The following is an 18,664-nucleotide window of genomic DNA, read 5'->3' on the forward strand; positions in this document are numbered from 1 at the left end:
TGGTCCCTACTCTTCAGCGAAAGGAAGATAGGTTTCCGGGCTGTCGGTTTCGATTTCCACCACCCAGATGTCGGGGTCGAACCGAGCTTCGCGGGCAATCATTTCGGAAACTTCGGCCTCGGGAACGCGGATTTTTCTGAGCTCGAACAGCCGGCCGCCCGTATGGTCACTTTCAAACGCCGTCTGGGGTGCAGGAGCGGCCAGGCTTTCGCTTCCATCGCGGTGCCGAATGCGGACGAAAATCGCGCCGGCTTCCTCCGATCCGCGTCTTTCAATGACTGCCATGTTGCCTTCTGCAAACAGGCGGCGGGTCAATGCGGAGACGAAGATACCGGCTTTGAGCCTCACAGCGCGCCGATCTCGAGCAGTTTCTTCAGCACGGTCTCGTTGGGCTCGCCGGTGACCGGGAGCCGGTAATGCTTTTCGAATGCACTGATCGCGGCACGGGTCTGTGATCCGGCCACACCGTCGACCGTGATGTCGGCATAGGCGATGTTGGACAGGCCGGACTGGATCTGCCGCACCAGTTCGCTCGGACCTTCCGCGATGACGGCCGGAATGGTCACCGGTTCGCCAACGCGCGTGTCGGATGCGACAACGGGAACAGGCCGGGGTTTGGGTGTCGGGCGTGTAGCTGGCTGGCTGCTCGCCACCTCGACCGGCGCGGCCTTGACCCTGCCCTTGTCCATGATGGCAAGCAGAGCCGTGCTCGCCTCACCGGTCTCGACGTAACCATTGGTCTTTTCCCAGGTCCGGATCGCGGCAGCGGATTTCGGACCCATCAATCCGTCAATGTCACCCGAATACAGTCCCATCTCGGCGAGGATCGTCTGCATCCTGGCGAGCACCGGATCGGAAGAAGGTGCGGCGGCCGCTTCAGCTATTGTCCGAGGCGCTTCAGTCGCGGGTTCGACATTGGGGACCGGGATCGAGGCAGTCGGCGTATCATCGCTGCGTTCAATCCGGTAGGTCGTCACGGTACGGGTCGGCGCGCCCTTGATCAGCGGCGTCAGCGCATCAGGCTTGGCGCGAGCGAGCGGAGGAGCCGAGGACGCCACATCCCGGGTCTTGAGGATCGGCGCGGGATGCTGTCCTGGCTGATGCCACAGAGCGTTGGTTGTGACAAAACCGAAAATCACGGCGAACGCCACACTGCCCCCGGCAAGCGAGGGATGAGCGGAGACGAGAGAGCCGAGCATTCCCAGAACACCCTGGCCCTTTCCGGTTTCATCATCAAACAAGTCAGGCGATACGCGCTGTCTCGGCATAGGCTTCATTCCTGGTTTTTGTATCAAGTCTGGCCAGATTTCCGGCCGATTTCCTGGCGGCTTTCGGCAGCAGCGGTGGAAACACCACGGCTGCTCCAGTTTCGCCGTCATCCGGCTCGGGATTGGCGCCAGAGCCGTCAGCAGGCAGCTCGATGGTCACCACGGTGCCCTCGCCTTCGCTGCTTTCGATGGTGAATTCGCCGCCGTGCAGATCCACGAGCCCCTTGACCAGCGACAGACCGAGACCTGTGCCTTCGTAGTGGCGACCGAGCTCGTTCTGGGCCTGGACGAAGGGTTCGCCGATGCGGGCGAGTTTATCGGCGGGGATGCCAATGCCTGTGTCGCTGACAACCAATTGAAGCCTGCCATCGCGGATGGCGGCGTCGACATTGACGACGCCACCGGTCTCGGTGAACTTGATTGCATTGCCGACCAGATTGATCAGGATCTGCTGCACCGCGCCCCTGTCGGCCACGACTTCGCTTTCACCACGCGCCAGCCTGCGGGTGAGCGTCACGCCGCGGTTGGATGCCTGCAGGCGCAACATCGCGTCACAACTGTCGATGACATCGCCGATCGGGAAGGCTTCGACGAACACTTCGTAGCGGCCCGCTTCGATCTTCGACATGTCGAGCATGGTGTTGACCAGTGACAGCAAGTGATGCCCCGACTGGTGGATCAGTCCGACATACTCGCGCTGGCGTTCATCGCTGAATTTGCCGAACATCTCGCGAGCGAGAATGTCGGAGAAGCCGATGATGGCGTTGAGCGGCGTGCGCAATTCATGGCTGACGGCTGCAAGAAAGCGGGTCTTGGAGGCATTGGCGCTTTCGGCTTCCTCGACAACCGCGTTGGTGCGGAAATAGTCGGCGACTTCGGCGGAGATGTCGCGGGTCTGGGCCATGACGCCGGCAAAGCTTCCATCCTCGTCCCGCTCGGCAGAGAGCTCAACAGCCACATGGACAAACTGAGAGGCTTCGCCGGGGCAGTCGAAACGAAGTTCGACCTGGCTGCGGGCCTCGCCACGGCGAAGACTGTCAACGGCATCGAGGAAGGCTATGCGGTCTGCAACGTGGATGCGATTGACAAATCCCTTGCCGGAAAAGTCGCCAATTAACCGGGTGAAATCGGCTTTATCAGCCCCTGAAACGCGCAGAACGTCGCCATGTGCATTGTGCAGCGTCACCAGGCCCGACAAACGGTCGAGGATATCGGAAGTGCGGATTTCGACCGGACGGTCAGTTTCAGCGACGACAATGACCGCAGCCGGTCTCGACCGCTCCATGCCGAAGGCAAGACCGCGGACCAGCGCGTAAAGGGCAAATGCAATCGCTGCAGCTGCAAGCGCGCCGTCAGGAATGGTTGCGGAGTGGCCGCCAGCGTCGACTGCCGCAATGGCCAGCACCGCCGTTAGAGCTGCCAGCAGTCCATGAGCGAGCCCCGACAACCGCCTGGACTGCATTGCAGCTTCCAGCGGCAGCAAGGCAAGAAGGGGCAGAAAGGGAGATGTCAGACCGCCGCTTGAAACGGCAAGCGCGGCAAGAGCAGCACTGACCGCCAAGAGAGCGGAGTTGCCGGCGATCCGCTCAGACCCTGTGGCGGCAAGCATGCCAGCCACAGCAATCGGCATTGCAGCGGCGGCAAGTGCGCCGGCAACAGCATGGGGCCAGGAGAATGCCATCAGCAGAACTGGAGCCGCGATCATCGGGGCAAGGATGATGCTTGAGAGGCAGCGCGTCATCGCACGCACCTGGCTTTCGTGAGCCTCGGCATCACGCGCGGCCGAACCCAGCCAGGATTCGGCGGTTTGCCGTCCAGCAAGCTTCATTCTGTCGATGAGGTTGTCCAATTTTGTCACTGCCGAATCCATACACGCCGCAGTTGTTTGTTGTTGGGGCAACATTGTCATCGTCGACTTAAGGAAAGGATAAGCCAGACAACCCAGATCTTCCAAAACCCGTCGATTTGGCGGGCGATCAGCCGTACAGGAGCGGCTTTGGCGATTATGGTTAATTGTTGCTTTCCGGGATCTGGGTGCCGCCCAATGCCCCGTCTTCAAGCTCAAAGCCGCTGAAAACGATCGCTTGAAGCGTTGCAGCCTGAAACAGGCCGTGCCGGATGCGGACGAGAACACCGCATTACAGGAGCCGATGAGCCCGTCTGGGCAATTGCCTAAAATTTTCGACAAATTTGGCTCAAATCGTATTGCCAGCTTCAAATCTGCCTTGAAGAATTTGCATCATGATCATCGTCAAGTTCGGAAAAACCCGAGCATCTCCGTCCAAAGATGGCGGGCAACAGGAAGGGCTAACCCATGTGGTTTCTAATCAAGGGAAGTTTCTGGTTTTCACTTGTGCTGATCACCTTGCCATTACTCGATTCCGATTCGCGGGAAGCGCTGGATGGCGCACCACCGCTTGAAGTCGGCCAGAGCATGGCCGCTGCCGTTGAGGCGTTCGACGACATCAGACAAATATGCGTTCGCAAGCCGGAAATCTGCGAAACCGGCAGCGAGACCTTTGCCGCGCTTGGGATGCGCGCCAAGGAAGGTGCGCGAATTGCCTACCAGTTTCTCGATACCAAATTCACTGACGCCGAACCCGACCTGGTGACAGGCTCACTGCCTGTGACCAACTAGTTATCTCGCCGCCTGCTCCTCTGCGGAGCAATCGGCAAGTTTGCCTGCCCGTATGTTAGATGATGCTAACCACTGCCAACTCAAGTCGCGTCTGACGCGCCGCCGCCGGGAACAGCCCTTCCTCCCGGCGGCGTTTTCTTTTTCAGCGCCAGGCACCGGCTGCCAGATGCCAGCCCCTCCCCGGATCGAACTTTCACCGTGGCGCGCGCAGCAAGCAACTCGACCTTCCAAAGGACAGATGAATTGCACCAGCACGGGGTGCATAATTGGGCAAACCGGCCTATATGACTGTCAAATTACAGGAACCAGAGATGTCTACGCTGCAAACCATCATTGACGATTTTGAGTATCTCGAGGACTGGGAAGACCGGTACCGCTACGTCATCGAAATCGGCAAGGCGCTCCCCGCAATGCCGCAGTCAGAACAGATCGACGAGAACAAGGTCAAAGGTTGCGCCAGCCAGGTCTGGCTTGTGGCTGAAACCAACCCTGGAGATCCCGGCGATCCGGTGATGGTCTTCCGCGGCGATTCCGACGCCCATATCGTGCGCGGCCTTGTTGCCATCGTGCTGGCGGCCACGTCCGGAGAGAAGGCGTCAGCGGTCGAAAGTCTCGACGAAACAGCGCTGATGTCACAGCTGGGCCTGGGTGAACACCTTTCGGCGCAACGGGCCAACGGACTGAGATCCATGGTCATGCGCATCAAGGCGCATGCTGCGGCCGCGCGGACGGACGGCTAGCTTCTCTGAACTTTCGCCGTGGCGCTGCGTAATGCCTTGCGAGAGCGGACAGCGCGGTTCTGAGCATCAATTTGGCTGAACGGGCCGGCCATTGTCGTTCGCGCTCGACCTCGGCCAGACCTTTGAGAAAACAGCACACATCGAGCAAGACGCCGGACAGTTCCGGCCCGACCTCCGCCAATGCCGCATCCACACGCATTCGCGCAGACAGGGCCGCTTCCGTAAACTCCGCCGCACCGCCAGCCTGTCCGGACTGGCGCCCCATCCGTACCGGTTCCCAGCTCTGACCGAGAGAGGGCTGCATTTGCCCACGGGTGAAGTCGATCCGCAGCCTTTCACCCGCTTCCACCTGTAGCGGCTCGAGGAACAGCTCACCGGCCCTGCCCTTTATCCGGGCGAGCGACGCGAGGGGGGATTCATCCAGATTGACCTGGAGTTTGCCGTGATCAGGATCAGAAGCCGTCACCAGGCTACGATGCTGGTCCTGAAAGGCGCTTTCGGGATCAGCCAACCAGCGCTTGAGAGCAGCGCGCCCTTCTGGCGTTGTTCTGTAGCTTGGCGCGGTTTGCGATGATGACAGCCGAGATCTCTCCACAGCGATCAAACCGCGTTCAAGGGCTGCCTTTAGAACCAGGGCATCAACCTTGCGTGCTGCTCCGTCACTGTGGATCAATTCGACCTTGCCTGGCTGCAGCGGTGCGGTGGTGGGCTCGCAGGTTGCGGGGCCGCGCGCCAGAAACCCCACAAGACTTGCAAGCGCCTTGCGCGACTGTCGGACCTCAGAGCTCTGCATTGTCGTGCCCCAGCGGTGCGAAAACAGCCGTGACACAACGTTCACACTGCTCGACAAAGCGGTCATAGCCAGCATCATCGCGCCGGTCCTCGACCACCGAGCAGGCATGCATGACAGTGGTACGGTCGCGCCCGAAGGCGGTGGCAATGGTCTGATAGGGAACAGACAGCACCACATGACTGAGATACATGGCAATTTGCCGCATGTGGCAGCGCGGCCTGCGGCGAGCCGCACCTTCCGGCAAATCGCGTTCACAGGCTGCCGCGAACAACTCCGCCACCAGTCGCCAGGTGACGCGACAGCGCAAGACGTCAACAAACGTGATGTGCCTTGCTGTATCGACCGGCGGCTCCTTGTCGAAGGCCTCAACCGATGGGCCGGCGAGCGCTGCGAAGGCAAGATCCGTGTCATTGCCGAGCAGGGAGCCGCTCAAAGAACCCGCCTCGATCGGGAGCGGTTGCGATCGGATCGTCGCGGCAAGGTTTCGCTGATTGGAACCTGGTTTATCTTTGCGTCGGTATGACATGATGAAAATCTCCGTTATAGGAATATTTTCTTACATGATATGCAGATCATGGGGACATGCAGCCACCCCTACCCTACAGCCTAGCGTTGATTTCTCTTTGTTTTTGGTGTTTCTGAACCGAAATATGAGGAATTTTTTCCTCACTCGCATTCCAGCCGGCCAATACCCGTCTGCAGGAAAGCTGCCATTGATGAAGCATCTGGCAGGCTAAAACAAAAAAACCGCAGCCCGGAGGCTACGGTTCTTGTGCTCGCATATCAGGCTTGCGCTCAATGCGAAGTCAGTTCTGGTTCCTGCTGATCCCGGTTCAGGGTTGACGACCGAACCGCTCGACCAGCCGGACCTTACTTGCCGCGCTTGCGCTTCTGGCCGAGGCCCATTTCCTTTGCGAGACGCGAACGTGCCTCTGCATAGGAAGGCGCAACCATGGGGTAATCTGCAGGCAGATCCCACTTCTCACGGTATTGCTCCGGTGTAAGGCCATAATGGGTCATCAGGTGACGCTTGAGCGACTTGAACTTCTGGCCGTCTTCCAGGCAGATCAGGTAATCACTCTGGATCGACCGGCGAACCGATACTGCCGGCTTGGGCTTTTCAACGACTTCTTCCACTGGAGTTGTCGCGCCACCAAGAGCGGCATGCACCTGAGAAATCACATTCGGCAAATCGTTTGCAGCAACAGAGTTGTTGCTCACATAAGCAGCGACAATTTCCGCAGTCAGCTCGATGAGCAAGTCCGCGCCATTGTCTTTGTTTGATTCAATCATAGTCTGGTCCTAACTTTTTTTCTAATGCACCAGCTGTCTGGCTCCTGAAGCAAGATGGTTACAAACAACGCAAGCTCCACCTGACAGGCTGCTGCGTTGGATGTACATTGTTTTATACTTTAAACAAGTACTATTTCTTGTGTGAAGGCCACCTCATTAATACAAATTTACATAAATTGACCGAAATTGGCAAAAAAGTGAAATTCAAACGCGAAACGCCACATTTTTAAATTTATAGGTTGCAATAAATATTATTTATTGCCGTAATTAATATTATTTATAAATTTGATATAATTCTAAACTGAACTTACTTATCTCTATCCCTGCTCTTTCGGCTCCATGTCATCCATGACCGAAGAAGAATGCAGCCGGTAGCCGACCGCATAGGCAGCTTTCGCCAGAAGATGCGTGGAAACCGGTGCTGTCAGCAGAAAGAACACGACGCCGGCCAGCGCCCGCGACATGGTACCGACATCGGTAGCATGAATGGCAAGTGCGATGAGCATAAGGCAAGATCCCATGGTCCCTGCCTTGGAGGCTGCATGCATGCGGGTATAGACATCCGGCAAGCGAAGCAGACCAATTGATGCAACCAGTGCAAAAAAAGAACCAATGACCAACAGCGCCGCCGATATCAGTGTGGCTACTTCATTCATTGTCTTGCCTTCCCGAAATCTTGTCGGCCGCAGCCTGCATTCCTGCCCCGTCTTTCAATCCGGGTCTGGTCGTTGATGCCTCCCTGGCTTCACGGCGTGAGGCAGATGCCGCCTGGCGTGCCTCGGTGATGAGGTCGTCTTCTGTCTTGCCACGCGAGAGAACGAACCGGGCAAATGCCACCGTGGCAAGGAAGCCGACCAGCCCCAGGGCTATGGCCACGTCGACATAGAGCGTGTAGCCGGTCTTGATGCCGATCACCGCAATAAAGCCGATGGCGATGGCAACCAGCATGTCCAGACCAAGAATCCGGTCCGGCAGCGTCGGGCCCTTGATGATCCGGTAAATGGTGATCAGGAACGACAGGCTCAATATGCCGAGTGAAAGGGTAACGGCGGATGCGAAGATGTCTGCAACACTGATCATCGGAACGCCTCCATGATCTTGCGTTCAAAGCCTTCCGCAATGTCGCGCCGGGTGCCGTCAGGATCTGACGCATCGATGGCGTGCACGTAGAGGATACGACGGTCATCCGACACGTCGACCGACAGGGTTCCAGGCGTCAGCGTGATGAGATTTGCCAGAATGGTGATCTCGAAATCACGGTCGACCCTGAGCGGATACGCAAAAATCCCGGGCTTGAGATTGAGGCGCGGCGACAGCACCATCACGGTAACCTTCCAGGCCGACAGCACCAGCTCGTAGAGAAACAGAAGCAGAAGGGAAATCACCCGCCGGGCACGGGAGAAATACCCGGTCGAGCCCACCTGTTCGCGAATAAGAGAGAGGGCAAAAATCGCCAGAACGAAGCCGAACACAAAATTGAGGAAGCTGAACGAGCCTGTGACGGCCGACCAGGCCAGAGCAAGCAGCACATTGACCAGAAACAGGCTCATTGCGACGCCTCCAGGGGAAAGACCGACAGCACATAGGCAGAGGGATCAATCAGCCCGCGTGCGGCATCCTGAGCCAGTGCCATCAGGGGCTCGGGCCAGACACCGGCGGCGACAGTGATCACGACGAGACCGGCAAGCGAGATTGTCGCACCCATCGGCAGCGGGCTCAAGGTGCCCGCATCCGCCCCCTCATTTGCCGCCGGACGCCAATAGGCCAAGGCCCAGATCCGGCCGACGGTGATGGTGGTGAGAAGCCCGGTCACCAGGATCGATCCGGCCAGCCACCAGGCGCCGATGTCGAGCGAGGCCTTGACCAGCATGATCTTGGGCCAGAAGCCGGAGAACGGGGGCAGACCCGCCACAGACAGGAACAGCATCAGCGTCATCCCCGAGATCAGGGCATTCCTGGCATAGAGCCCACCCGCCGAGGTCAACTCAAAACTGCCACCAAGTCGGGCCGCAATGCCGACCGCGAAGTAAAGCGCCGTCATCACCACCATGGAATGGGCGGCATAGAGGATCGCGCCAGACAGGCCGGCGGGGCTGCCAAGCGCAAGTCCGGCCAGCATCACACCGATGCCTGAAATCACGAGGAAGCCAAGCGAGCGGCGGATGTCATTCTGCGCAAGCGCACCCATGACACCCAGGATCATGGTCAGCGCTGCTGCGATGGCGATGAGGAAGGACAATTCCTCACGCTCGAACGGAAACAGCATGCCCAGGATCCGGAGCAGCGCATAGATGCCGACCTTGGTCAGCAGGCCTGCAAACAGCGCAGAGACCACCAGCCGCGGCGTGTGATAGGAGGCGGGCAGCCAGAAATTGACCGGGAACGCGGCGGCTTTCATGGCGAATGCCAGCAGGAAGAGCGTGACCAGCGTCATCAGCGGCGCAGTGCCGCGCAGCTCTGACGCCTTGATGGCGATGTCGGCCATGTTGAGCGTGCCGAAGAGGCCATAGAGATAGCCGGTTGCGACCAGGAACAGGGTCGTGGCGATCAGGTTGAGAAAGGCGTATTTGACCGCGCCGTCGAGCTGCTTCTTCTCCGAACCGAGTACCAGAAGCCCGAAGGAGGAAATCAGCAGCACTTCGAACCAGACATAGAGATTGAAGATGTCGCCGGTCAGGAACGCGCCGAGAATACCGGCCATGATAAGCAGCAGGAATGGATAAAACCCGTATCGGCGGCCGGTATCGTCGACATCGCTGCGACCGTAGATGCCGGCACCGAGTGCCACCAGCGCCGAGGTGGCCGCAAAAAACGCGCCCAGCAGATCGACGGTAAAGGAAATGCCAAACGGCGGCAGCCAGCGGCCCATGGTCATGGTGAGCGTGCCGCTCTGGACAACATGAGCCAGCAACCCGAGCGTCATCAGCACCAGCACGACCAGCGCCGGAATGGCGATCACGTGTTGGAGATCGGTGCGCTTGCGCAGCATCAAAAGCAGTGCGCCGATCAGGATGCACCAGATCACAGGCGCGATAATCAGCCAATCGGCGGCAGCCACCGGCTGCATGGTGTAGACAACAGAGAAATCTTGAAGACCTTCGCTTTTTCCAGCCATATCCGGTCTCCCCTCAGTAGCCGGTCGGCGGGGTTTTATCCCCCACCGGTTCGGCTACACGCATTTCATCGGAACTGTCGGTCCCAAGTTCCTGATAGGCGCGGTAACCCAGCACCAGCAGAAAGGCAAAGAACGAGAACGAGATCACGATTGCCGTCAGGATCAGCGCCTGCGGCAGTGGATTGGCGGCTGCACCCGTCAACGAATCGGCGTTGCCGGGAATGATTGGCGGCACTTCACGGGTGACGCGCCCGGCGGTGAAGATCAACAGGTTGACCGCATTGCCCAGGATAGCCGCCCCCATCAGGATGCGGATGACGTGCTTGGACAGGAACAGGTAGATGGCAACGGTGAAAAGCGCACCAACCAGAATGGCAAGGATCGGTTCCATCAGTCGCGGTCCCTTTCCTCTAGCGCCAGCGCAATCGAGCTGATGGCGCCGACAACCACGAGATAGACCCCGACATCGAAAACCAGAACGCTGGAGAGCGCCACTTCGACGCCGAACAGATGCGGATAGATCCACAGGCCCGACATGTAGGGCACGCTGGCCAACATCGACAGAACGCCCGCCATCGACGACATGAAAAGCCCGAAAGCCGCTATGGCCATCGGATGAAAATAGATCGCCCTTCGGACCGGGGCGACGCCGCAGGCAATGCCGTAGATCGCCAGCGCAGAGGCCGCGATCAGGCCGCCGATGAAGCCACCGCCGGGCTCGTTGTGGCCGCGCAGCAGCACGAAGATCGAAAACAGCACCATCAGGCTGGTGAGATAGGGCGCTATCGAGCGAAAGATGACCGTACGCATTATCTGGTCTCCTTGCTCAGTACCGGGCTCGGTGCGGGGCTCTGATCCGGGTCATTATCCGCCACTGTCACGCGCGATGAGCGGATGCGGATCAGCGACAGGATGGCAAGACCGGTGACCATCACAACCGCGATCTCGCCCAACGTATCTGTTCCGCGGAAATCAACGATGATGACGTTGACGACGTTCGCGCCATGGGCAACGACCTTCGAGTAGGCCGAGAAGAAGTCGCTCAGTGCCGTGTTGAACGGCTGCTGCGTCACGGCCATCAGATAGAGCATGAAGCCGCCGCCGCAGGCGATCGACACACTCATGTCGACAATCTTCTGCAGGGTTGGCCGGTGATCGGAAGCGTGCAGTTTGAGCCGGGTCATCACGAGAGCCAGAATGACAACGGCCAGGGTTTCGACCATGAACTGGGTAAAGGACAGATCGGGCGCACCAAACAGCATGAAGATCAGCGCCACGGCAAAGCCCTGGATGCCGAGCGAGACGATGGCCGTCAGCCTGTCGCGGGCATAGATCACGGCAAGCAGACCGATCAGCACGATCGCCATCACCACCAGCTCGTGGAACTGTGCGTCTTCCGGCCAGACCGGCATCGAAGGCCATTCGCCGTACCAGGCCATCGGCCCGATCAGGGCTACGGCAATCATCAGGAATGTCGCCGTCATGTAGATATCGAGCCGTCCCGGCTGGACAATCCGGGTCACCCAGACCGACAGACGCACGGCACCGGTGATGAACTGGTCGAAGCCGCGATCCGGGCCCCACCCGATGGCGGACAGCAGCGAAGCCATGCCTGCGCGCAAGTGGTCGAGCATACGGTAGGCGATGATGCCGAAGACGATGGTGACCAGCGACAGGATCAGCGCCGGGCCCATATGCGGGATCACCGAAATCGTCACAGTCTCAGCCTCGCCCGCCACTGCACTTGCCATCGGTGACGAGATGAAACGGTGGGTCAAGGGAGAGACCAGCGCTGCGACAAGTGCTGCAGCGCCAAGTGTCAGCGGTCCCAGCCACAGAAGGACGGGGCCTTCATGGGCAGCTTTCGGGGTTTTGACCGCGGGACCAAAGAACGGCTTGATGGCGACCGAAAAGCCGATGACGAACATCAGGCCATTGCCGACAATTGCCACCGCAACAAAGGCCAGAGACCAGGGATCTGTTGCCCAGAGCGCGTAGTAGATTTCCTCCTTGGCGAGGAAGCCGATGAAGGGCGGCAGGCCGGCCATCGAGATCGCCGCAGCCATCGCAGCAATGAAGGTGATCGGCATCGCCTTGCGCAGGCCGCCAAGCCGGGTCACGTCGCGGGTTCCCGCCTCGTGATCGATCAGACCTGCGACCATGAACAGACCGCCCTTGAACAGCGAGTGGGCCACCAGGTAGAGCACTGCCGCAGCAATGGCATGCTCGGAGCCGAAACCGGTCAGCATGACCAGAAGGCCGAGCGAGGAGACGGTTGTATAGGCCAGCATCAGCTTGAGATCGGTCTGACGGATTGCAAGCAGCGTGCCGACAATCAGCGTGGTGCCGCCAAACACCGGCAGGATGGTTTCCCACCAGACCGTGTCGCCGAGCACTGGATTGAGCCGCATCAGGAGATAGACGCCGGCTTTGACCATGGTGGCCGAATGCAGATAGGCCGAGACCGGCGTCGGCGCTTCCATGGCATTGGGCAACCAGAAATGCAGCGGGAATTGCGCCGATTTGGAAAACGCGCCGCCGAGAACCAGCAGCAGCGCCAGCAGGTAGAACGGGCTGCCGCGGAGTTCGTCGCCATAGCTCAGCAACAGCGAGATCTGGCTGACACCGGTGATGTTCCAGATCACCAGAAGACCTGCGAGCAGTGCCAGTCCGCCGCCGCCTGTGACCACCAGCGCCTGGATGGCGGCGCGGCGCGAGGCCTCGCGGGTGTGGTCGAAACCAATCAGCAGGAACGAGGTGATCGAGGTCAGTTCCCAATAGACAAACAGCATCAGGAAACTGTCGGAAATGACGACGCCCAGCATTGCGCCCATGAACAGCAGCATGAACGAGAAGAAACGGCCAAGCTGCTCGTCGCCCTTAAGGTAGCCGCCCGAATAGAGCATGATCAGCGCGCCAATGCCCGAAATCAAGAGCACGAATGTCAGCGACAATCCGTCAATCAGCCAGGAAAAGCTCACATTAAACGACGGAACCCATTGGAAACCACCGGTAACGATGCCGCCATCGGCTATCTCGGACGAAAAGCCAAGAAAATGGATGAAGATCGCCACCGGCGCCAGGGCCAGAACCCAGGCAGCATTGTGGCCGAGACGACGCGTCAGCCACGGGGCAATCACCGCCGCCAGAAATGGCAGCATCAAGACAATAAAAGTCGTTCCAGGCGCGCTGGCGCTCATCAATAATCCCCGGGGACGGCCCTCTGAAAATCCACTTGGCGTGGTCTTGCGTCCGTCACTTAGTCATCAGCTTGGACAAGAACAAGGCAATCCTTTTCATTATTGGTGGAAAAGCAATGCTGTATCGCTGCGAATGCACCAACTGCGTCAATCTAACCGATTCGCTGATGACAGCACGCCCCTCCCCGCAGTCGGCGACCAGAATTCTCAAATTTAGGTCAGTATTGTTGACATATTTTTCGATTCGTGATCATTGGTGCTTCCAGAGCGTCATGGGCGCATTTTTGTTGCGCCCGGACCACTCCACCTGAATTAAATGAACATGTAGCACGGCAATACGACAGGGCGCGCTTCAGCGAAGGCGGGCCGCACTTGGGAGGATAGGACATGACGACGCAGATGCAGGCTGAAGCGGCTGGAAAAACACTCTCCGGCCACGGCCTCGACTGGCCACACCTGTTCGCTACACGGGCGGAGCGGATGAAGGCCTCGGAGATTCGCGAACTTCTCAAGCTGCTCGACCAGCCCGACGTGATTTCGTTTGCCGGCGGAATTCCTGATCCCGCGCTGTTTCCAGCCGAAGCCTTTGGTGCTGCGCTGACATCTGCGCTGACGGGCGACACAAAGGGTGCGGCGCTACAGTACTCGGTCAGCGAAGGCTACAAACCGCTTCGCGAGTGGCTGGTCGCGCGCATGGCCTCGCTCGGCGTCGAGTGCACTGCCGACAACATCATGATCACCTCCGGATCGCAGCAGGCGCTCGATTATCTGGGCAAGCTGTTTTTGTCCAAGGGCGACACCGCGCTGGTCGGCTGGCCGACCTATCTTGGCGCGCTGCAGGCGTTCAACGCCTATGAACCCAGTTACGACCGCCTCACCCCGCTCGGCAACCGTTCTGCGGCCGACTACCGCGAGGCCGCTCAGGCCAATGGCGGCGCGGTGAAATTCGCATACGCTTCAGCCGATTTTGCCAACCCGACCGGCGAAACGCTCGCCCAGAGCGCGCGACAGAACATTCTTGATCTGGCCGAAGAACTCGACATCGCCGTCATCGAAGACGCGGCTTACCAGTCGCTGCGCTATGACGGCGAGGAAATCCCTCCCCTGCTGGCGCTCGATATCGAACGCACGGGCGGAATCGAGAACACCCGCACGATCTATTGCGGCAGTTTCTCCAAGACGCTGGCACCGGGCCTGCGCGTCGGCTGGGTGTGCGCCGCAAAGCCTGTGATCTCGAAGCTGGTGCTGATGAAACAGGCGGCGGATCTGCATTCGGCGACGCTCAACCAGATGGCGATCCATAAAGTGGCGTCGGACGGCTTCGATGCGCAGGTCGCCAAGATCAAGGCCACTTACCAGGCGCGCCGCGATGCGATGCTGGCAGCGCTTGCCCGCCACATGCCCGAAGGCGTCAGCTGGACCAAGCCCGACGGCGGAATGTTCGTCTGGGTCACCCTGCCCGAAGGTTTTGATGGCGCGGCCCTGCTCGCCGAGAGCCTCAAAGCCGAACGCGTCGCCTTCGTCCCCGGCAAGGCCTTCTTCGCCGACGGTTCAGGCGCCAACACGCTGAGGCTGTCGTTCTCGTGCGCAAGCGAAGCAATGATCGAGGAAGGCATCAAGCGGCTGGGGCGGGTTGTTCGGGGCGGCTAATCCCGGCCGCCAATCCTTCCTGTCTTACAGGAGACATCAGCATGGCACTCGAACTCAGACCGAACTGCGAATGCTGCGACAAGAATCTGCCGCCACATTCTACTGAGGCGCGGATCTGCACTTTTGAGTGCACCTTCTGCGCCGACTGCGTGGACACCGTGCTTCTCAACGTCTGTCCGAACTGCGGTGGCGGGTTTGCGCCGCGGCCGATCCGCCCGGCGACGGAATGGCGGTCGGGACTGTCGGTCGCCAAGCGGCCTCCGTCGGCGACCCGGAGGCAAATGTCTTATTCGGCGGAAGAGGTTTCGGCTTTCTCCGAGCGGATCAAGGACATTCCACCGGAAGAGCGCTGAGATCTTCATAGGAGAAGATCCCTTCAGGGAATAAGGCGAGCCCGCCTGCAAATCGCCGCTGCCATTGGAACTCAAAACCAAAAAAGCACGCACGCCATTTCTGACGTGCGTGCCTATGTTGTGTGCTGGCTGATCCTGAAGGCTGGCCCCCGTGTGGATCAGGCAGCCCTGCCGTAGGCCATGCCGGCGTTGGCGCTGCCTTCCAGCCGGAAGCGGGCGAGCTGATCCTCCAGCTGACGGGCCTCGCCGGCCAGGACGTGGCTCGACGCCGAGGTCTCTTCGACCATGGCGGCGTTCTGCTGGGTCATCTGGTCCATATGGTTGACCGCGGTGTTGATTTCGCTCAGCGCCGTCGACTGTTCCTCCGAGGCGCGAGCGATCGCGTTGACATGGTCGTTGACGTTGTTGACCAGCCCTTCGATCTCGCGCAGCGAATCCCCCGTCGACTTGACCAGCGATACGCCGCCCGTGACTTCCTCGGCAGAGCTGTTGATCAACGTCTTGATCTCCTTGGCAGCACTGGCGGATCGCTGCGCCAGTTCGCGCACCTCCTGCGCCACGACGGCAAAGCCGCGGCCGGCCTCGCCCGCGCGCGCCGCTTCCACACCGGCGTTGAGCGCCAGCAGATTTGTCTGGAAGGCGATCTCATCGATCACCGAGATAATCTGGCTGATCTTGCTTGAGGACTGTTCGATCCGGTCCATGGCGTCGATGGCATTGCGGACAATCTCGCCCGACTTGCCCGCGCTCGCCTTGGTCTCGCCCACCATCTGCGAGGCTTCCCGGGCGCGTTCGGTCGAGGTCTTGACCGTGGTGGTGATCTCCTCGAGCGCGGCTGCGGTTTCTTCAAGCGAAGCAGCCTGCTGCTCGGTGCGGCGGGCGAGCTCGTTGGAGCTAGACGAGAGTTCGTCCGAATTGCCGGTGATGGTGCTGGCGGTCGTGCGAATGCTCGCAATCGTCTGGCGCAGCGCGGCCATTGTCTGGTTGACGTTGACCTGCAATTCGGCGAAGGCGCCCTGGAACTGACCTTCCATTTCATGCGTCAGATCGGCGTCGGCGAGTGCTGCGATCACGCGGCGAACCTCGGTCACGCCCTTATCAACACTTTCGACCAGCTCGTTGACCGAACCGGCGAAGCGCTGCAGGTCTTCATCCTCATAGGCCTTGGTGATGCGGTGCGAGAAATCGCCTGCGGCGGCGGCGGCGACGATGCTGCTGATCGACAGCTGCAGGTCGCGGCTCTGCTCGGCCAGGACCTGTTCCTGAGCTTCCATGGCGCGCATATGGCGCTCATTGACCCGGAAGATCTCGAGCGCGCGTGCCATCTCGCCGATTTCGTCCTGCCGCTCCCTGTCGGTCACTTCGTTGTCGAGGCCCTTGCCGGCAGCCATGCCGGACATGACAGCAGTCAACCGGCGGATCGGATTGACGATCCCCCTGCGCGCCAGCAGGAAGCTTGCAGCAACGCCCAGCACAATGCAGATGGCGGCGGTGGCGACCAGCACCAGCATGGTGAAGCTCGATGCGGTGAGCGCGTTCTTGCGCGAGGCGTCCAGCGTGTTGGCGGAGTAGGTCGAGTATTCCTTGACCGCCGTTGTCACGGTCTTCTGGCCTTCGAGAACCTTGTCGAGTTCTGCCTGCATGATGGCGGGGTCCGCGCTCGCGGGCGACGCGGCAATGCCCACCATGGAGCGGATCTGGCCGAAATAGGCGTCCAGCGTTCCCCGGATCTTTTCGAGCAACTGCTTTTCGGTCGCGTCCGCGGTGGTGGCAATCTTCGGCAGGCGTCCGAGCATCTCTTCGGCGCGGCGATCGGTTTCGGCGGCGAAATCGGCTGCGCGCTCCGGAGCAAGAGCCATCTGGTAGGTCATGCGGGAAATCGCGATGATGTCGACCCGAAGATCCATCGCTTCGCGGGCAACCTCTTCGCGCGCTCCGGTATCCTTGAGAGAATCGCCGAGCGAGGACAGGCCCTGCGCGCCGACAGCGGCGATTGCCGCCGCAGCAATTCCCATAAGGGAAACAACGAGGCTGATCTTCTTGAGGATGGAGAGATTGTTGATCTGCATGTGCGGCTGGCTCCATGATGGCCTGCCATCATGGCTGGCGGCCCGCAGGCGCAAGCGCTGGGTTCATCCCGGCGTCAATGGCGGCGACCATGAAGCAGAAAGATTGCCAATTTATTTCGCAGTGCACAATAAACTTGATGTCGACCGATCGATCCTGCCCGGCGCGCTCGCTTTCGACAGTCCAGATGGAGCCGCCGGGGCTCTTGGCATTTGCCCGCTTACCCCCGCGATGGGTAGGCCCGGTCGGTAGACTTGAACAGTGAATGCGGTACCGGGGCAATGTTGGCCTTCTTCGAAATCACGCCGTTGAACATCAGCCTGGCGATAGTGCTGCGTTGGATCGCCAGGTGGATGCCATAGGCAATGAAGCCGGCGGCTGGCGCGATGATTGCGAACTCGAGGACCGGCGGCAGGTTCACCAACAGGAACAGCGTCGCCAGCACATAGATCACCGGATGGTGGAACAGGTAGATGGTAAACGAGGCATCGACCAGCTTGCGGACGTGGCCATTGGGATGGCTGAAATGCCGCCTCGACAGATTGGAGATGAAGCCCACAATCATCAGCGCACCGAAAATGCCCGCCATCACCGCCAGCGTATGGGTGAGAAGACCCGCATAGGGGATCTGAGACAGCGTCACCAGCACCACGCCCAGACACAACGTCGTGAGGCCGGGCTTCAGCAGCAGGTCGTGCACCGTCCGGCTGTAGAACAGCACCACGCCGAAGCCGAAATAGGGTGCGTAGAGATTGTAGTTGATAACGGCATTGCCGTAGTAGGGGCTCGCCCCGATGATGGCCGTCTGGGCCTGTGCGGCCAGCTGGCAGATCGCGGCGAAGGCCGCCAGCGAGAGAATTCGATTGTCACCAATCCAGGCGACCAAGCCTTCAACCCGCGCCCTGAGGCCTGCGCCACCGGCGATGGCATGCAGAAGCGCAAGCGCCACGCAGTAGGCGATCAGCACCCACAGGAACCAGACATGCGAAATCCACGGCTCGCCAAAATGGGTGAGTTGGCCGACAATGTGGCTCTTGAGCTCCGCCACCGGCAGAGCGCCGGTCACGGTGAGCGCCACGGATTGCACCACAATCTGGAACGGCAGTATCAGCAGTGTTGCAAACAGCAGCGGCAACCCGAGGCGGAGCAGCCGGCTTTTGATCCATGGCCAAGCGCCCTGACGGTCCAGCAGCATGATCGAGAACATGCCTGCGAGAATGAAGAACCCCGGCATGCGGAAGGTGTGGAGGAAATTGGCAAACCACGTCAGCAGCTGGCTCTTGTCGGGCGAACTGATCGACCATTCATGGCTGAGGGAATAGATCACCGCAGCATGAAACGGGATGCCCAGCACGAGATAGAGCGCTCGGGAAAAATCCCAGTAATGCAGGCGTTCCTGTTTTCCGCCCTGCATCGCCGTCCTCCTGCGTTTGTTCACATCCATCGTCGCTGGATGAAACTGATACGTGAGAACCGGTTAAGACCTGGTTCGGACCACGGGGCGGATTTGCGTCAAATTGCACAGATCGCCTTCAAGCCTTGCTCCG

General features: G+C 59.8%; 19 protein-coding genes. 4 read left to right on the forward strand and 15 right to left on the reverse strand.

Annotation, left to right across the window (positions count from 1 at the left end; genetic code table 11):
- Positions 1-6: 6 nt before the first annotated feature.
- From WNZ14_RS17165 to WNZ14_RS17175, 3 genes are read right to left on the reverse strand one after another with little or no spacing between them, the layout of a single operon-like run.
- On the reverse strand, positions 7-348 hold the full coding sequence (locus tag WNZ14_RS17165; RefSeq protein WP_342869833.1) for a DUF1491 family protein: 342 nt from the start codon (positions 346-348) through the stop codon (positions 7-9).
- A complete protein-coding gene (locus tag WNZ14_RS17170) occupies positions 345-1,268 on the reverse strand; it encodes a peptidoglycan-binding domain-containing protein (RefSeq protein WP_342869834.1) in 924 nt (307 codons plus the stop codon). Before WNZ14_RS17170 ends, WNZ14_RS17165 begins: the two co-directional genes overlap by 4 nt.
- Positions 1,243-3,126, reverse strand: coding sequence for a PAS domain-containing sensor histidine kinase (locus WNZ14_RS17175; RefSeq protein WP_342869835.1), 1,884 nt, complete (start codon positions 3,124-3,126; stop codon positions 1,243-1,245). Before WNZ14_RS17175 ends, WNZ14_RS17170 begins: the two co-directional genes overlap by 26 nt.
- Positions 3,127-3,582: 456 nt before the next feature.
- Here WNZ14_RS17175 and WNZ14_RS17180 point away from each other — a divergent pair, with 456 nt between their 5' ends.
- Complete coding sequence (locus WNZ14_RS17180) at positions 3,583-3,906, forward strand: DUF5330 domain-containing protein (RefSeq protein ID WP_342869836.1); 324 nt, start codon at positions 3,583-3,585, stop codon at positions 3,904-3,906.
- 311 nt (positions 3,907-4,217) lie between these two features.
- Positions 4,218-4,646, forward strand: a complete 429-nt coding sequence (locus WNZ14_RS17185; protein WP_342869837.1) for a SufE family protein — start codon at positions 4,218-4,220, stop codon at positions 4,644-4,646.
- On the opposite strand, the gene WNZ14_RS17190 is transcribed toward WNZ14_RS17185, so the two are convergent.
- The 10 genes from WNZ14_RS17190 to WNZ14_RS17235 all read right to left on the reverse strand — a co-directional run bounded on the left by WNZ14_RS17190 (position 4,609) and on the right by WNZ14_RS17235 (position 13,047).
- Positions 4,609-5,439, reverse strand: a complete 831-nt coding sequence (locus tag WNZ14_RS17190) for a DUF6456 domain-containing protein (protein WP_342869838.1) — start codon at positions 5,437-5,439, stop codon at positions 4,609-4,611. The two genes, WNZ14_RS17185 and WNZ14_RS17190, sit on opposite strands and share 38 nt — an antisense overlap.
- Positions 5,426-5,872, reverse strand: a complete 447-nt coding sequence (locus WNZ14_RS17195) for a helix-turn-helix domain-containing protein (protein ID WP_342869839.1) — start codon at positions 5,870-5,872, stop codon at positions 5,426-5,428. Before WNZ14_RS17195 ends, WNZ14_RS17190 begins: the two co-directional genes overlap by 14 nt.
- 437 nt (positions 5,873-6,309) lie before the next feature.
- On the reverse strand, positions 6,310-6,732 hold the full coding sequence (locus WNZ14_RS17200) for a MucR family transcriptional regulator (protein ID WP_342869840.1): 423 nt from the start codon (positions 6,730-6,732) through the stop codon (positions 6,310-6,312).
- Positions 6,733-7,049: 317 nt separating this feature from the next.
- Positions 7,050-7,388: a monovalent cation/H(+) antiporter subunit G gene (gene mnhG, locus WNZ14_RS17205; protein WP_342869841.1), complete on the reverse strand. Its 339-nt coding sequence runs from the start codon at positions 7,386-7,388 to the stop codon at positions 7,050-7,052.
- Positions 7,381-7,812 (reverse strand): cation:proton antiporter, encoded by a 432-nt coding sequence (locus WNZ14_RS17210; protein WP_342869842.1) that lies wholly within the window; start codon positions 7,810-7,812, stop codon positions 7,381-7,383. Before WNZ14_RS17210 ends, mnhG begins: the two co-directional genes overlap by 8 nt.
- Positions 7,809-8,282 carry a Na+/H+ antiporter subunit E gene (locus tag WNZ14_RS17215; RefSeq protein ID WP_342869843.1) on the reverse strand — a complete coding sequence of 158 codons (474 nt, stop codon included), beginning with the start codon at positions 8,280-8,282 and terminating at the stop codon, positions 7,809-7,811. The genes WNZ14_RS17210 and WNZ14_RS17215 overlap by 4 nt, the downstream gene beginning before the upstream one ends.
- Entirely contained in the window at positions 8,279-9,847 is a 1,569-nt protein-coding gene (locus WNZ14_RS17220) for a Na+/H+ antiporter subunit D (protein ID WP_342869844.1), read from the reverse strand. Before WNZ14_RS17220 ends, WNZ14_RS17215 begins: the two co-directional genes overlap by 4 nt.
- Positions 9,848-9,860: 13 nt before the next feature.
- Positions 9,861-10,238 (reverse strand): Na+/H+ antiporter subunit C, encoded by a 378-nt coding sequence (locus WNZ14_RS17225; protein WP_342869845.1) that lies wholly within the window; start codon positions 10,236-10,238, stop codon positions 9,861-9,863.
- A complete protein-coding gene (locus WNZ14_RS17230; RefSeq protein ID WP_342869846.1) occupies positions 10,238-10,657 on the reverse strand; it encodes a Na(+)/H(+) antiporter subunit B in 420 nt (139 codons plus the stop codon). The genes WNZ14_RS17225 and WNZ14_RS17230 overlap by 1 nt, the downstream gene beginning before the upstream one ends.
- Positions 10,657-13,047 (reverse strand): putative monovalent cation/H+ antiporter subunit A, encoded by a 2,391-nt coding sequence (locus tag WNZ14_RS17235; protein ID WP_342869847.1) that lies wholly within the window; start codon positions 13,045-13,047, stop codon positions 10,657-10,659. The genes WNZ14_RS17230 and WNZ14_RS17235 overlap by 1 nt, the downstream gene beginning before the upstream one ends.
- 387 nt (positions 13,048-13,434) lie before the next feature.
- Between WNZ14_RS17235 and WNZ14_RS17240 the strand changes: the two genes are divergently transcribed.
- Both WNZ14_RS17240 and WNZ14_RS17245 read left to right on the forward strand, forming a co-directional pair.
- A complete protein-coding gene (locus tag WNZ14_RS17240) occupies positions 13,435-14,697 on the forward strand; it encodes a PLP-dependent aminotransferase family protein (RefSeq protein ID WP_342869848.1) in 1,263 nt (420 codons plus the stop codon).
- Positions 14,698-14,738: 41 nt separating this feature from the next.
- A complete protein-coding gene (locus tag WNZ14_RS17245; RefSeq protein ID WP_342869849.1) occupies positions 14,739-15,050 on the forward strand; it encodes a DUF1272 domain-containing protein in 312 nt (103 codons plus the stop codon).
- Positions 15,051-15,208: 158 nt separating this feature from the next.
- On the opposite strand, the gene WNZ14_RS17250 is transcribed toward WNZ14_RS17245, so the two are convergent.
- Together WNZ14_RS17250 and WNZ14_RS17255 are read right to left on the reverse strand one after the other, a co-directional pair.
- On the reverse strand, positions 15,209-17,119 hold the full coding sequence (locus WNZ14_RS17250) for a methyl-accepting chemotaxis protein (protein WP_342869850.1): 1,911 nt from the start codon (positions 17,117-17,119) through the stop codon (positions 15,209-15,211).
- Positions 17,120-17,337: 218 nt separating this feature from the next.
- On the reverse strand, positions 17,338-18,531 hold the full coding sequence (locus WNZ14_RS17255; RefSeq protein WP_342869851.1) for an acyltransferase family protein: 1,194 nt from the start codon (positions 18,529-18,531) through the stop codon (positions 17,338-17,340).
- Positions 18,532-18,664: the final 133 nt, after the last annotated feature.

Origin of the sequence: Hoeflea sp. AS60 (assembly GCF_038900115.1) — a bacterium.
In the GTDB taxonomy this organism is placed as follows: Bacteria; Pseudomonadota; Alphaproteobacteria; order Rhizobiales; family Rhizobiaceae; genus Hoeflea.